Genomic DNA, 14,270 nt, shown 5'->3' with positions numbered 1-14,270 from the left:
AGCGATCCATCCCCGACCAGACCATCCGTCAGGTGGTGCACGTGCCGTCGGAGGGCCGGTGAAAGGTGCTCACGGCTCCAGCGTCAGCGCCTGACGTCGACCTGGACGCGGTGCAGCGCGAGCGTCGCCGCGAGCACTCCGAGCCCCACGCCGACGAGGTCCGCCACGACGTCCCACGGGTCCCCGGACCGCTGCGGCAGCAGCATCGCCTGGACGAGTTCGCTCACGGGGGCGTGCGCCGCCATGACTGCGGCGACCGGCAGGAGCGGCAGCCGGGCCAGCAGCCCGAGGAACACCGGCAGGGCGAACACGCCGGCGTGCACCAGCTTGTCGAAGTACGGGAACGGTGCGGCTCCCCCACCGGACGGGGCGTAGACGACGACGAGCTGGAGGAGCACCGCGACCGCTGCCGGCAGCAGCGACCGGCGGTGCGACCACGCACCCGTCACGCGGAGGTGTCGGCCGTCGCCGCCTTGGCGACAGCCGCTGCGACGACCTCGGCGACGTCGGGGTGGAAGACGCTCGGGATGATGTAGGTCGCGTTGCGCTCATCCTCCTTGACGACGCCGGCGAGCGCCTCGGCGGCGGCGAGCAGCACGGCGGGTGTGAGCACCTTGGACCCCGAGTCGAGCAGACCGCGGAAGACGCCCGGGAAGACGAGCACGTTGTTGATCTGGTTGGCGAAGTCGGAGCGACCGGTCGCGACGACCGTCGCGTATTTGGCCGCCTCCACCGGGTCGACCTCGGGCGTGGGGTTCGCCATGGCGAAGACCACCGCGTCGTCGGCCATCGTCGCGATGTCGTCGCCGGTGAGGATGTTCGGGGCGGAGACGCCGAGGAAGACGTCGGCGCCGGCGAGGGCCTCCGCGAGCGTCCCGGAGAAGTTCTCCGAGTTGGTGTGCTCGGCGATCCACTCGTGGTTGGGGTGCTCCCCCGACAGCACGTCCTCGCGCTGGGAGTGGATGACCCCGTGCATGTCCGCGACGACGACGTGACGCGCACCCGCGAAGAGCAGGAGCTTGAGGATGGCGGTCCCGGCCGCACCGGCGCCGCTCATGACGAGCTTGACGTCCTCGAGCTTCTTGCCGACGACGGCGAGCGCGTTGCGCATCGCGGCGAGCGCGACGATGGCGGTGCCGTGCTGGTCGTCGTGGAAGACCGGGATGTCGAGCTCGGCGCGCAGACGCGCCTCGATCTCGAAGCAGCGGGGCGCGGAGATGTCCTCGAGGTTGATGCCGGCGAAGACCGGTGAGATCGCCTTGACGGCGGTGATGATCTCCTCGGTGTCGGTCGTGTCCAGGCAGATCGGGAAGGCGTCGATGTCGGCGAAACGCTTGAAGAGCGCGGCCTTGCCCTCCATGACCGGCATGGCGGCGAGCGGACCGATGTTGCCCAGCCCGAGGACCGCCGTCCCGTCGGTGACGACCGCCACGGTGTTGCGCTTGATCGTCAGGCGACGGGCGTCCTCGGGGTTCTCGTAGATCGCCATGCAGACCCGGGCCACGCCGGGGGTGTAGATGAGCGACAGGTCGTCACGGTTGCGGATCGGGACCTTGGACTCGATGCTCAGCTTGCCGCCGAGGTGCATGAGGAACGTCCGGTCAGAGACCCTGCCGATCTCGACGCCGGGCACGGCGCGCATCCGGGCCACGATCTCGTCGGCGTGCTCGGGGTCGCGCGTCATGAGGGTCACGTCGATGCGGACCGAGTCGTGGCCCGAGGCGGTGACGTCGAGCCCGGTGACGACTCCACCCGCCTTCTCCACGACCCCGGTGAGCTCGCTGACTGCGGTGGCTCGGGCCGGGACGACGAGCCGGACGGTGACGGAGTTGGCGGCGGAGGGAAGGGCCATGGGCATGATTCAACCTGCTACCGACGAGTTCACGACAATCGGCTCGCCACGCGGGACCCGCACCACGCCATCGACATCGGCCCGCTCGCCACGGACCTACAGTTGCCGCATGAGCGAGCACGTCGAAGTCACCGGCCAGGGGGCGCACCACGTCGTGCCCGACCTCGTCATCCTCCGGGCGCGGGTGCAGTCCGAGGCTCGCGACGTCGCCGCTGCCCTCACCGAGTCGTCGAACCGCACCGCGGCCGCGCTCCAGGCCGCGGCCGACCACGGCGTCGAGGCGTCGCACCGAGGACGTCGGCATCCACCCGCGCCACGACCAGAACGGCCGCAAGGTCGTCGGCTACACGGCATACCAGGCGTTCCGGCTCACGATCCGCGACACGTCCCGGGTCGGTGACGTCCTCCAGGCCCTCGCGGGCGCCGCCGGCGACGCGGTGGCCGTCGACGGCATCGAGATGACCGCAGAGCAGACCACGGTGGCGCTCGAGGCGGCCCGCGCGGCCGCGTTCGAGGACGCTCGCGCCCGCGCGACCCAGTACGCCCGGCTCGCCGGGGTCGACCTCGGCGCGGTCATCTCCATCCGCGAGGGCGGGCCCGACCCGGCGCCCCGTCCGATGATGGCTCGCTCGGCCGACGCCTTCGCCGGGGCCATACCGATCGAGGGTGGCACCCATGCGATCACGAGCACGGTCACCGTCCGCTGGGCCCTGTCATGAGCTGGCTCGACGCCCTCGGCTGGTTCGGCTCCGCCCTCCTCGTCTTCTCGCTGCTCCAGGCGCGCATCCTGCGGCTGCGCCTGCTCAACACCATCGCCTGCGTCATCCTCACGGTCTTCAACGCGCTCATCGGCGTCTGGCCCATGGTGGCGATGAACGTCGTGCTCGCCGCGATCAACCTCTGGTTCATCGCCAAGATGCTGCGCGAGAAGGACGATGCCGACGCCTTCCGGGTCATCGAGGTCAAGGAGGCCGACGCCTACTTCCAGCACTTCGTCGAGGTGCAGCGCGCCGACATCGCGAAGTTCAACCCGGGCTTCAGCGGCGTGACCGAGTCGGCCTCACGCTTCGCCTACCTCGTCCTGCACGGCCACGAGACCGTCGGCGTGGTCGTCGTGCGTGACGCTGGGGACGGGGTCGGACAGGTCGAGCTCGACTACGTCACCGAGCGCTACCGGGACTTCACGCCGGGTGAGTTCGTGTGGCGGCGCAGCGGGCTCTTCGCCGGCCACGGCTGGCGGACCATCCGCACCCCTGATGCCATGGTCGGCGCCTACTACGAGAAGCTCGGCTTCCACCGTGACGGGGGGACGTGGGCCCTCGACATCGCCGGGGTCACGCGGCCGGGGAACGCGTAGCCCGTCGCCGGTCGAGGGTGATCTTGACCCGGTGACCGGTGACCACGCTGGCGAGCCAGCCCAGGCCGACCGCCCACCCGGCGACGACGTCGGTGAGCCAGTGGTGGCCGAGGAACACCCTTGACAGCCCCATGCCCAGGACGAGCAGCCCCAGCACGAGGAGCACCACCGCGCGCCACCGCTTGCCGTTGAGCCAAATGACGAGCAGGTATGCCGTGAGCCCCAGGACCACGGTCGCGTTGAGCGTGTGCCCCGACGGGAAGCTCGCCGAGGTCTCGAACGGCGGCACGGCCAGCGACTCCGGCGGACGCGCCCTCGCCGTGAGCTGCTTGCCGGTCACCGTCATGGCGAGCGACCCCAGGCTGGCGATCCCCATGAGGATGACCGGGGTCCATCGCCGCCACGCCAGGGCGAGACCCACCGCGACGACGACCGTGATGATCGGCATGACCACCGGCCCACCGATGTCGGTGAAGTCGGTGGCGATCTCGGAGCGCAGTGGCGTGCGGGCCGCGACCGCGGCTTCCAGCACCGGCTGGTCGATGACCGAGATGCCGTCACGGTCCACGACGTTCTCGTAGACCTCCGCCGTGACGGCGGAGAAGCCCCAGACGAGGGCGAGCCCGACGCCCGCGGTGAGCACGAGCGCGATGTTCGAGACCGACCACCGGAGCACCCGGGCCAGCACCCTGGCCGCACGCGTGACGAGGCGGACCAGCAGTCGACCGGTGGCCGATCGCCAGTCCGCGAGGTCGCGGGTGCCGACCCTGCCCTCGTCGCGAGGCGGCTCGGGCTGCAGGTGGGCGGACGGCATACGAGATGGTCACACATCCGGACACACGAACACCCGGCGGTCAGCGAGGCTGACCGACCGGGTGTTCGGGCGGTGGGATGACCACGGTGGTGGAGGTGGCGGGAATCGAACCCGCGTCCACTGACGGGAAACCAAGGCTTCTCCGGGTGCAGTGCGCTGTGGATTTTCTCGGCCCCAGGGCTCGCGCGCACACGTTCCCTGACAGGCCCAGTCGGATTGAGTCCCACGCCACCCCCCGACAAGGGTGACGCAGCCAGTTCTCTAGATGGCGCCAGGCACTGAGTCGAGATCTAGCTCAGGCTGACGGACTTCGGAGCTCGCTCAGGCGGCGAGGGCGAAGTCGGTGCGCTTGGAGTTGGCACCTATTGGTTTGCACGGAGCGTTGACGAGATGACCGTGCATCCTCGACCCGCTTCCCTTGATCCGCCGACCAATGTCGAAACCGATCACCCCCCTGAGGGGGCTCATCCCACGCTGTTCAGTTGTCTTCGACCGGTGCAACACCGGACGAGACCCCAGTATGCCGGGTCGTCCCGACAGCGACCAACCGCATTGCCCGAAGGTGGGGCGCGGAGAGCCCTCGCGGTGAGCCGCTGGCACCGGCGGCTGCTCGACATGCCGACCCATGGGTAACTCGTTAGCGTCGAAGGACCAGGCAGGGCGGGAGCGCACCACGTGACCGATCTGCGGCGAGGTCCGCACCGCGTCAGGCATCGACCGACCCGGAGGACCTGCATGTCACCTCGACCCATCCGACACCTGAGAACCGCCCTCGTCGCCGGAGCCTGCGCCATGGGGTTGGCGGCTCTGCCCGCGACGACCTCGGTGGCCGACCCGCCGCCGACGACGCCCGGAGGGCCGTGGGGCGAGGGCAACCTCAACGGCATCCACTCCTACGAGCAGCTGTGGTCGACCCTGCGACAGGTCGACGCCTCGGCCACGGGCAGCTTCGACCTCACCGCTGCCCCGCGCCAGAGCAACACCGGCCGCGACATCCCCGTCGTCACGATCGGCGACGGCCCCACCGACGTCATGTTCATCGCGAACCAGCACGGCGACGAGTTCGTCGTCAGCGAGGGCATGCTCGCGATCATCCGCACCCTGGCCAACGGGTCGAGCAGCTCCGAGCAGATGCGGGAGGCGCTGACCGTGACGATCGTGCCGCGCGTCAACGTCGACGGCTTCGACGCCGACGTCACCGACGCCGCGGGCCGGACGACGCCGTGGCGGCAGAACTACGACCCGAGCTGCACCGTGGCACCGTGCGACCCCTTCTACCAGGTGGGCCGCGGCTACGACATCAACCGCTACCACTCGTACTCCGCCTCGGCGACCGACCACCCGTACCTGCCCGGGATGGACGACCTCAACCCGGTGCCGGAGGCGATCGCCATGCGCCTGCTCTGGGACGAGCGCCAGCCGGAGCTCGTCGTGGACTTCCACCACCAGGGGACCTACGTCGACGACGACGGCCGGATGATCACCGGCTCGATCATGTGGCCCAACGCCGACGAGGAGGCCGAGCGACTCGGGCTCGGTGACGCGTGGACGGCCACCGTCGAGGACTCGCAGCGGGCCGTGGCGGTGATGCTCAACTCCGTCGAGAGCAAGGGCTACGCCAACATCACGCGCTACCCCAGCACGACCACGCCGGGCATCGCGCGCAACGCCTACGCCCTCCTCGGCTCGGCCTCGGTGCTCTTCGAGCTGCGCGGTGGGATCGGGCAGAAGTCGGCCGGCTACATCGCCAAGACCGCCGAGACGACGGGCTTCTCGATCCTCGAGGCGGTGGCTGACGGCACCTGGCTCACCACCGACCTCGCGCCGGTGGAGAACCTGCCCGAGCGGGGCGAGAGCGTGGAGGCACCGGAGCACCAGCACGGCTGACCTCCGCCCACGATGTCCAGTCAGACGCGTGTGTCACCCCGCGTCTGACTGGACCGTGGGCCGTCCGTACCGAGGTCAGGCGACGGCGGCCGCGATGGCCTGGGCCAACGGGGTCGTCGGGCGACCGAGCAGGCGGGACAGGTCACCCGTCTCGACGAGGAGCGCGCCATGCTTGAGGCCGTCGTCGCTCGCGGCCAGCACCTGGGCGTAGCCCTCCGGCAGCCCTGCCTGGACGAGGGCCGCGGCGTAGTCTTCGACGGTGAGGTCGCGGTAGGCCACGGCCGTCCCGGACTGCTCGGACAGGGCAGCGGCGTACTCGTCGAGGGTGAACGCCGCGTCTCCACCGAGCTCGTAGACCTGGCCGGCCTGCCCGTCCGCCGTGATGACGGCGGCCGCAGCCTCGGCGAAGTCGGCACGCGTCGCGGCGCTGACCCGGCCCTCACCGGCGGCACCGAGGACGACCCCGTGCTCGACGTGCTGGGCGGCCTGGGCGGTGTAGTTCTCGACGTACCAGGAGTTGCGCAGCAGGACGTGCGGAAGGCCCGAGGCTGCGAGCGCCTCCTCGGTGGCGCGGTGCTCGACCGCGAGGGCGAGCGGCGAGCTGTCCGCACGGACGATGCTCGTGTAGGCCACCAGCTCGACGTCGGCGCGGACCGCAGCGTCGATGACGTTCTGGTGCTGCGCGACCCGCTGGCCGACCTCGGAGCCGGAGACGAGCAGGACCCGGTCGATGCCGAGCAGCGCAGCGTCGAGGGACGCCGCCTCCTCGTAGCTGCCGACGCGCACGTGGACGCCGCGCTCGGCGAGGTCGCTCGCCTTCGCCTTGTCGCGCACGAACGCGGCGATGTCCCGGGGTGCGACACCGCGAGCGAGGAGCGCGTCGATGGCGAGGCGGCCGAGCTGTCCGGTGGCGCCGGTGACGAGGATGGAGGTCATGGGTCGAGCCTTTCGAAGGGGTGGCGGCAAACGCTGACACCCGGGCAACGACCGGCACGGCGGCATACTTCCCTGAAGTTAGTACCCACTTTGAAGTAAGGTACCTACATGAAGGTGAGCAACCCCCTGCGCCGGCACTTCCCCGATGCCGTGTTCGCCACCGGCTGCCCGAGCCGGACCGTCCTCGACCACGTCATGAGCAAGTGGGGGCTGCTCGTCCTGCTGTCGCTGGGCGACGGTGAGCCGCTGCGGTGGAGCGAGCTCCGCCGCCGTGCCGAGGGAGTGAGCGAGAAGATGCTTGCGCAGACGCTGCGCACGCTCGTCGCCGACGGCCTCGTCCTGCGCGACGCCAGGCCGGTCGTGCCGCCCCACGTCGAATACTCGCTCACCCCACGCGGGCTCGAGCTCGCCGCCCACCTCCAGCCACTCATGGAGTGGGTCGTCGAGAACGCGCCCGACATCCTCGAGGACGCTGCGGCCGACTGAGACGGCGACGCCGCGGCGATCAGCCGGCGGCGTGGACGCGGTCCCGCACGTCGCCGTTCACTGCGATGTCCACCGCCGTGATGAGGACGTCGGTCACGTCCGGGCCCGGGGTCGCGCCAGCACCAGCAGCACCACGAGCAGAGCATCGATGACGAAGAACGCGAGCGCCTCCTGCTCGTCATAGACGGTGAGCTTGACGAGACCGAAGACCACGCTTCCGAGCACCGCGAAGCCGAGAAGCCGGTGCCGACGGTCCGGGGCCAGGCCGGGCCACAGGGCACCCACGAGCAGGAGGGCGCTCACGGCGACCTTGAGGACGACGACGCCGGTGTCGACCACGGGGTGGACCCACAAGGCCTCCTCCGGCATCACCACGGTGAAGAGCACGACGCCGGCCAGCCCGAGGAGCGCGTGGACGACGCCAACCCCCCGAGCCGCGCCGAGCGCCAGCCGCGTCGACGGCGCCCGCCCCTCCACGGGAGCCTCGTCGACACTCGCCCGGGTCAAGAAGGTGGACATGGGCAGCTCGCTCTCGACTGGTGCGCCCGACGGCCGGGCGCCGTGGGTCGACGCTACGAAGTCCGCGACCGGCCGCGCATCGCCTCACGGGCGGAAGTCGCCTTCCGCCCCGGGGCTGACGACAGGACCGGTTCCCGGCCCTACATTCGTCTCGTGGAGTGGAGTGCCCGCGCGTGGCCGCCGCGGCTGGACGTCGCGTCGGCCTCGGCCATGCTCGCGCTCAGCATCGCCCAGGTGCTGGCTGACCCGATCGCCGCTCGCCCGGTGGCCGTCCTCTACACACTGCTCTTCGTCGTCCCGGTCGCCTGGTGGCGCACCGCGCCGGTGCCCGCCACCGCGGTCTCCGCAACGGCGATGCTGATCCCCACGCCGGGGGGCTTCCTCCTGCTCGGCTACGTCGTCCTCGCCCTCCTCGCCCTCCTCGGGTCGCGTCCGCCGACACGGCTCGGCTGGGCCGTCCTGGCGTGGACCCTCCTCACCGGGACGGTCTCCACCGTGCGCGGACCGGAGGAGCCGGTCGCACTGCTCACCACCTGGTTGCTCGTCATCGGCACCTACACCGTGGCCCGCGTGATCCTCGAGCACCGCACCCAGAACCACCGGCTCCAGACCCTCACCGAGCAGCTGCTCGTGGAGAGGGCGATCACTCGCGACGTCGCCGCTGCCGACGAGCGGACCCGGATCGCTCAGGAGCTGCACGACGTCGTGGGGCACGAGGTCACCCTCATCGCGCTCCAGTCGGAGGCCGCTTCCGCTGCCCTCGCCCGCGACCCTGCCCTCGCCGTCGGCCCGCTCGAAGCCGTTCGCGAGACCGCGCACCGAACCCAGCCTCGAGCTGCGGGGGATCATCGGCCTGCTGGGCGAGTCGTCCGTGGACCACGTCGGTCCGGAGGGCATCGAGCAGGTCGCGGCCCGGGCGCGTGCGGCAGGCATCGAGAACACGGTGACCCAGCAGGGAAGCCCCTGGCCCGACGCGGCGCGCATCTGGCTGGCGATCCAACGGATCGTCACCGAGTCGCTCACGAACGCGGGCAAGCATTCGCCCGGCAGCCCCGTCGCGCTGAGCCTGACGTGGACGCCTGACCGAGTCGAGGTCTCCGCACTCAACGCAGCACGTGGTGCTGCCGCCCCCGCCGGCAGGGGCATCCACGGGATGGCCGAGCGCTGCCGACTCCTGGGTGGGACCTTCCGGGCCGGACCGGTCGACGGCGGACTGTTCGAGGTACACGCCACGCTGCCACGCCAGGAGCGACGGTGACACGCGTCGTCATCGCGGACGACCAGGTCATGGTCCGCTCGGGACTTCGGCTCATCCTGGAGCTCGCCGGCATCGAGGTGGTCGCGGAGGCGTCCGACGGGGAGGAGGCCGTCGCCGCAGTGTTGGCCCACCTCCCGGATGTCGTGCTCATGGACCTGCGCATGCCTCACGTCGACGGGGTCGAGGCCACCCGGCGCCTCACCGAGGCCGAGGTCCGCAGCCGCGTGCTCGTCCTCACGACGTTCGACCTGGACCGTCATGTCCACGACACCTGTCCGCCGGGGCCTCGGGGTTCGTCCTCAAGGACGCGACCGCGGCGGAGCTCGTGTCGTCCGTCGAACGCACTGCCGACGGGGAGTCGGTCTTCGCCCCGGGGATCCTCGACCGTATCGTCACGCGCTACCTTGCCGGCGCTCCCCCTCCCGAGGTGCCGGACGACGCCGCTCGCCTGCTCAGCGCCAGAGAGCGGGAGGTGCTCGGGCTCGTCGGTGCCGGGCTCGACAACGGGGAGATCGCTGCACGACTCCAGCTCTCCCCGGCCACGGTCAAGTCCCACGTCCGGCACATCCTCGCCAAGCTGGACCTGCGCGACCGCATCCACGCCGTGCTCTGGGCGCACAGCCACGGCCTCACCGAGTGACGCACGGCGGCGGTGGTCAGGCAGCCGTGTCGAGGCCCTGCTCCTGGGGGTCCTCGGCGAGCAGGAACTGCTGGAGCCCGGCGAGGTCGTCGGTGTTGAGGACGTCCACATCGGCGGCGACGAGCTCACGCCACACCGCCTCGCGGTTCGGGAGCGCGGCGTCGGGGGTCGCCCAGAAGCGAACCTCCTGGCCGCGCGCGTGCGCCGTCGCGACGATCGTGCGCAGCTTGGCGCGCTCGGCCTCGGGCATGGTGCCGACTCCCAGCCAGGTGAAGTGCTTGGTCCAGTTGTCGCTGATGAGCGGCACGAGCTCGGCACCCAGCGGTCCCCCGAGGTCGCCCATCCTGCCGTCGTAGAACGAGAGGCGGGTGCTCGCGGCCTGCATCGACGCGAGGTCGCGGTTGCCGGAGATGACCGCCGTCACCGCGCGCTCGTGCACCCTCCCCTCCCGGTATGCCGTGAACAGCTGCGGGTAGTCGGCGAGCTGGCGCTCGATCACGGGCCAGGCGGCAGTCCCCTCGCTCTTGACGTCGACGAGCAGCCGGAACGTGTCGCGCCACTGCCGGTGGATGGCGCCGCCGTTCTCCCGGAAGCGCTCGGCCAGCGGCTCGAGGTAGGTGCTGCGCAGCGTGCGGGTGAGGTCCGGTCCGTCGTGCCCGATGTAGAGCTCGCCGTCGACGAGCCAGACGTCCGCCTCCGCCGAGGTGAAGCCGTGGTCGAGCGCGTCGAGCAGCGGACGCTCGTGCTCGTAGTCGTTGTGGGCGTGCGCTCGCTCCAGCGGCTGGACGGTGGCCCGGGTGGGGTCGGCCGCCTGCGTGGTCGGCGCGGCGACGAACGAGCTCACGGGGGTGGCGGCGGCGGGCACGGCCGACGGGCCGATGAGGGCCGCACCGAGCGCGGCGGAGCTGGCGACGAGAAGGCGGGCGAACGGCATACGAGTCATGCCCTTCACCTTTCCGCTCCCGGGTGGATCCCGCGCGTCGAGAAGGTGAACGCGTCCGGACTGTGGGCGAACGGTCTCACTCACTGGGCGATCACTAGGCTTTCCCGAGACCATCCGCCGTTCGTCCCGGAGGTATGCCGTGTTCCGCAAGGTCCTCGTCGCCAACAGAGGCGAGATCGCCGTCCGGGCGTTCCGCGCCGCCACCGAGCTCGGCGCCAAGACCGTCGCGGTCTTCCCCCACGAGGACCGCAACTCCGAGCACCGCCTCAAGGCCGACGAGTCCTACCAGATCGGCGAGGAGGGCCATCCGGTCCGCGCCTACCTCGACCATGAGAACATCGTCCGGGTCGCGGTCGAGTGCGGCGCCGACGCGATCTACCCGGGCTACGGCTTCCTCTCCGAGAACCCGCTGCTGGCCGAGGAGTGCGCCGCACATGGCATCACGTTCATCGGTCCTCCGGCGGACGTCCTCCACCTCACCGGCAACAAGGCCAAGGCGATTGCTGCGGCCCGCGCCGCCGGGCTGCCGACCCTGCGCGGGTCCGAGGCCGGCACCGACCTCGATGCGCTCGAGGCGGCTGCCGCCGACATCGGCTTCCCCTGCTTCGTCAAGGCCGTGTCCGGTGGAGGTGGGCGCGGCATGCGTCGTGTCGACGACCCGACGACCCTGCGGGACGCGCTCGAGGCGGCCCAGCGCGAGGCCGACGCCGCGTTCGGTGACCCGACGCTCTACATCGAGGAGGCCGTCGTCGACCCGCGCCACATCGAGGTGCAGGTCCTCAGCGACGGCACCGGCGGCGAGCACGGGGTGCTGCACCTCTTCGAGCGCGACTGCTCGGTCCAGCGTCGCCACCAGAAGGTCGTCGAGATCGCCCCGGCGCCCAACCTGGACAAGGCGACACGCGAGCAGATGTGCGCCGACGCGGTGCGGTTCGCGCGCGAGATCGGCTACGTCAACGCGGGCACCGTCGAGTTCCTCCTCGGCAAGGACGGTCGCTACGTCTTCATCGAGATGAACCCGCGGATCCAGGTCGAGCACACGGTGACCGAGGAGGTCACCGACATCGACCTCGTCGTCTCGCAGATGCGCATCGCGTCCGGGGAGACCTTCGAGGGACTCGACCTCCGGCAGGAGGACATCGTCGTGCGCGGCTTCGCGCTCCAGTGCCGCATCACCACCGAGGACCCCGCCAACGGGTTCCGGCCCGACGCCGGCACGATCACGGTCTACCGCTCTGCCGGCGGTGGTGGGGTGCGACTCGACGGCGGCACTGTCTTCGTCGGTGCGCGGGTGTCCGCCCACTTCGACTCGATGCTCGTCAAGCTCACCTGCCGCGGACGCGACTTCCCCATGGCGGTGCGACGGGCCCGCCGAGCCCTCGCCGAGTTCCGGATCCGCGGTGTCTCGACGAACATTCGCTTCCTCGAGGGCGTGCTGGCCGACCCGGTCTTCCAGGCCGGCCAGGCGACGACGTCATTCATCGACGAGCGCCCGGGACTGCTCACGGCACGGACCCCGGCCGACCGCGGCACCAAGCTGCTCACCTACCTCGCCGACGTCACGGTCAACCAGCCGCACGGTCCCGCGCGCACCCGGGTCAGGCCCCGCGCCAAGCTGCCCGTCCTCGACCTGGACGCGCCCGTGCCACCGGGTTCGCGCGACCTGCTCCAGCGGGTCGGCCCGGCCGAGTTCGCGCGCCAGCTGCGCGCCCGCACCGAGGTGGCCGTCACCGACACGACCTTCCGCGATGCCCACCAGTCCCTGCTGGCCACGCGCATGCGTACCCGTGACCTGCTCCATGTCGCGGGCCACGTCTCGCGCCTCACGCCCAAGCTGCTCTCGATGGAGGCATGGGGCGGCGCAACCTACGACGTCGCCCTGCGCTTCCTCAGCGAGGACCCCTGGGAGCGCCTCGCCCTCCTTCGCGACGCCATGCCCAACATCCCCCTCCAGATGCTGCTGCGGGGACGCAACACGGTCGGCTACACGCCGTACCCGACGAAGGTGACGGACGCCTTCGTCCACGAGGCGGCCCGCTCCGGTCTCGACATCTTCCGGATCTTCGACTCGCTCAACGACGTGAGCCAGATGCGCCCGGCCGTCGAGGCCGTGCTGGCGACCGACACCGCGGTCGCCGAGGTCGCGCTCTGCTACACCGGCAACCTCAGCGACCCCGGCGAGAGGCTCTACACGCTCGACTACTACCTCCGCCTCGCCGAGCAGATCGTCGACACCGGTGCCCACGTGCTCGCGATCAAGGACATGGCCGGCCTGCTGCGCGCCCCCGCGGCCCGCACCCTTGTGACGGCGCTGCGCGAGCGCTTTGACCTGCCCGTCCACCTGCACACCCACGACACCGCCGGCGGACAGATCGGCACGCTTCTGGCCGCCATCGACGCCGGTGTCGACGCCGTGGACGCGGCCTGCTCGGCGATGGCGGGCACGACGAGCCAGCCTTCGCTCTCGGCACTGGTCGCTGCCACCGACGGCACCGAGCGGGCGACGGGCCTCGACATCGACAACGTCTTCGCGCTCGAGCCGTACTGGGAGGCGGTGCGCCAGCTCTATGCCCCCTTCGAGTCCGGCCTTCCCTCCCCCACCGGCCGCGTCTACTTCCACGAGATCCCCGGCGGCCAGCTGTCGAACCTGCGCCAGCAGGCGATCGCTCTCGGTCTCGGCGACCGCTTCGAGGACATCGAGGACACCTACGCCGCCGCGAACCGGATCCTCGGCAACATCGTCAAGGTGACCCCGAGCAGCAAGGTCGTGGGCGACCTCGCACTCGCCCTCGTCGGCGCTGGTGCGGACCCCGCCGACTTCGAGGAGAACCCGACGAAGTTCGACATCCCGGACTCCGTCATCGGCTTCCTCGAGGGCGAGCTCGGAGACCCGCCGGGCGGCTGGCCTGAGCCGTTCCGCACCAAGGCGCTCCAGGGCCGCCACGCCAAGCCACGGGTCACCGAGCTCACCGCCGAGCAGGAGGAGTCCCTCGCGAGCGACCCTCGCGCCACCCTCAACGAGCTGCTCTTCCCCGGCCCCACGAAGGACTACCTCTCCTCGAGGGAGCGCTTCGGCGACCTCTCGGTCCTCGGCACCGTCGAGTTCCTCCACGGGCTCGACCAGGCGCGCGAGTACGAGGTGGAGATCGAGGCCGGCAAGCGGCTGCTCCTCGGCGTGTCCTCGATCGGCGACGCGGACGCCAAGGGCATGCGCACGGTGATGTGCACCCTCAACGGCCAGTTCCGTCCGATCACCGTGCGGGACAACGCGATCAAGGTCGACGTCAAGGCCGCCGAGAAGGCCGAGCCCGGCAACCCGGCCCACGTCCCCGCACCGTTCGCGGGTGTCGTCACGCCGGCGGTGGCCGAGGGCGACTCGGTGGAGGCCGGGGCCGTCGTGGCGACGATCGAGGCCATGAAGATGGAGGCCAGCATCACCGCGCCCTCCTCCGGCACGGTCGAGCGGCTCGCCATCGGCGCCCATCAACAGGTCGAAGGCGGAGACCTTTTGATGGTCCTCAAGGGTTAGTGTGAAGGGGCATCCAAGCGTCAAGACGCGGCGCCCTGACGGATGCAGA

The 14,270-nt window shown here is 70.9% G+C and carries 12 protein-coding genes, 1 other RNA gene and 2 pseudogenes; 8 read left to right on the top strand and 7 right to left on the bottom strand.

Annotated features, from left to right (window positions below):
• Positions 1-83: 83 nt before the first annotated feature.
• Both LL946_RS13830 and LL946_RS13825 read right to left on the bottom strand, forming a co-directional pair.
• Entirely contained in the window at positions 84-449 is a 366-nt protein-coding gene (locus tag LL946_RS13830) for a VanZ family protein (RefSeq protein ID WP_404381584.1), read from the bottom strand.
• On the bottom strand, positions 446-1,852 hold the full coding sequence (locus tag LL946_RS13825) for an NAD-dependent malic enzyme (RefSeq protein ID WP_404381582.1): 1,407 nt from the start codon (positions 1,850-1,852) through the stop codon (positions 446-448). The genes LL946_RS13830 and LL946_RS13825 overlap by 4 nt, the downstream gene beginning before the upstream one ends.
• On the opposite strand from LL946_RS13825, the pseudogene LL946_RS13820 reads away from it, so the two are divergent.
• Positions 1,851-2,571, top strand: a pseudogene (locus LL946_RS13820) (SIMPL domain-containing protein). The gene LL946_RS13825 and the pseudogene LL946_RS13820 sit on opposite strands and share 2 nt — an antisense overlap.
• A complete protein-coding gene (locus tag LL946_RS13815) occupies positions 2,568-3,209 on the top strand; it encodes a hypothetical protein (protein WP_404381580.1) in 642 nt (213 codons plus the stop codon). The pseudogene LL946_RS13820 and the gene LL946_RS13815 overlap by 4 nt, the downstream one beginning before the upstream one ends.
• On the opposite strand, the gene LL946_RS13810 is transcribed toward LL946_RS13815, so the two are convergent.
• Together LL946_RS13810 and ssrA are read right to left on the bottom strand one after the other, a co-directional pair.
• A complete protein-coding gene (locus tag LL946_RS13810) occupies positions 3,187-4,023 on the bottom strand; it encodes a phosphatase PAP2 family protein (protein ID WP_404381578.1) in 837 nt (278 codons plus the stop codon). The genes LL946_RS13815 and LL946_RS13810 overlap by 23 nt on opposite strands.
• Before the next feature lie 87 nt (positions 4,024-4,110).
• Positions 4,111-4,477: a transfer-messenger RNA gene (gene ssrA / locus LL946_RS13805) on the bottom strand.
• A gap of 338 nt (positions 4,478-4,815) precedes the next feature.
• On the opposite strand from ssrA, the gene LL946_RS13800 reads away from it, so the two are divergent.
• Positions 4,816-5,910: a M14 family zinc carboxypeptidase gene (locus LL946_RS13800; RefSeq protein WP_404381576.1), complete on the top strand. Its 1,095-nt coding sequence runs from the start codon at positions 4,816-4,818 to the stop codon at positions 5,908-5,910.
• A gap of 75 nt (positions 5,911-5,985) precedes the next feature.
• Here LL946_RS13800 and LL946_RS13795 read toward each other — a convergent pair whose 3' ends face one another.
• Positions 5,986-6,846 (bottom strand): SDR family oxidoreductase, encoded by an 861-nt coding sequence (locus tag LL946_RS13795; RefSeq protein ID WP_404381574.1) that lies wholly within the window; start codon positions 6,844-6,846, stop codon positions 5,986-5,988.
• A 108-nt stretch (positions 6,847-6,954) separates the two neighbouring features.
• Here LL946_RS13795 and LL946_RS13790 point away from each other — a divergent pair, with 108 nt between their 5' ends.
• Positions 6,955-7,332 carry a winged helix-turn-helix transcriptional regulator gene (locus tag LL946_RS13790; protein WP_404381572.1) on the top strand — a complete coding sequence of 126 codons (378 nt, stop codon included), beginning with the start codon at positions 6,955-6,957 and terminating at the stop codon, positions 7,330-7,332.
• Positions 7,333-7,425: 93 nt separating this feature from the next.
• On the opposite strand, the gene LL946_RS13785 is transcribed toward LL946_RS13790, so the two are convergent.
• On the bottom strand, positions 7,426-7,851 hold the full coding sequence (locus LL946_RS13785; RefSeq protein ID WP_404381570.1) for a hypothetical protein: 426 nt from the start codon (positions 7,849-7,851) through the stop codon (positions 7,426-7,428).
• A gap of 153 nt (positions 7,852-8,004) precedes the next feature.
• Between LL946_RS13785 and LL946_RS13780 the strand changes: the two genes are divergently transcribed.
• From LL946_RS13780 to LL946_RS13770, 3 genes and pseudogenes are all read left to right on the top strand, one after another.
• Positions 8,005-8,934, top strand: coding sequence for a histidine kinase (locus tag LL946_RS13780; RefSeq protein ID WP_404381568.1), 930 nt, complete (start codon positions 8,005-8,007; stop codon positions 8,932-8,934).
• Positions 8,935-9,138: 204 nt separating this feature from the next.
• Positions 9,139-9,303, top strand: a pseudogene (locus LL946_RS13775) (response regulator transcription factor); the annotation flags it as partial.
• Positions 9,304-9,434: 131 nt separating this feature from the next.
• On the top strand, positions 9,435-9,749 hold the full coding sequence (locus LL946_RS13770) for a response regulator transcription factor (protein WP_404381566.1): 315 nt from the start codon (positions 9,435-9,437) through the stop codon (positions 9,747-9,749).
• 16 nt (positions 9,750-9,765) lie between these two features.
• Here the strand turns inward: LL946_RS13770 and LL946_RS13765 are convergent, their stop codons facing one another.
• Positions 9,766-10,692, bottom strand: a complete 927-nt coding sequence (locus LL946_RS13765; protein WP_404381564.1) for a phosphatidylinositol-specific phospholipase C/glycerophosphodiester phosphodiesterase family protein — start codon at positions 10,690-10,692, stop codon at positions 9,766-9,768.
• Positions 10,693-10,831: 139 nt separating this feature from the next.
• Between LL946_RS13765 and LL946_RS13760 the strand changes: the two genes are divergently transcribed.
• Complete coding sequence (locus tag LL946_RS13760; RefSeq protein ID WP_404381562.1) at positions 10,832-14,221, top strand: pyruvate carboxylase; 3,390 nt, start codon at positions 10,832-10,834, stop codon at positions 14,219-14,221.
• The last annotated feature ends 49 nt before the right edge of the window (positions 14,222-14,270 follow it).

Source organism: Knoellia locipacati, from assembly GCF_044791685.1.
Lineage (GTDB): Bacteria > Actinomycetota > Actinomycetes > Actinomycetales > Dermatophilaceae > Knoellia > Knoellia locipacati_A.
The sequence above is the reverse complement of the archived record's forward strand: the minus strand, read 5'-3'. Positions and strand labels throughout refer to the sequence as shown.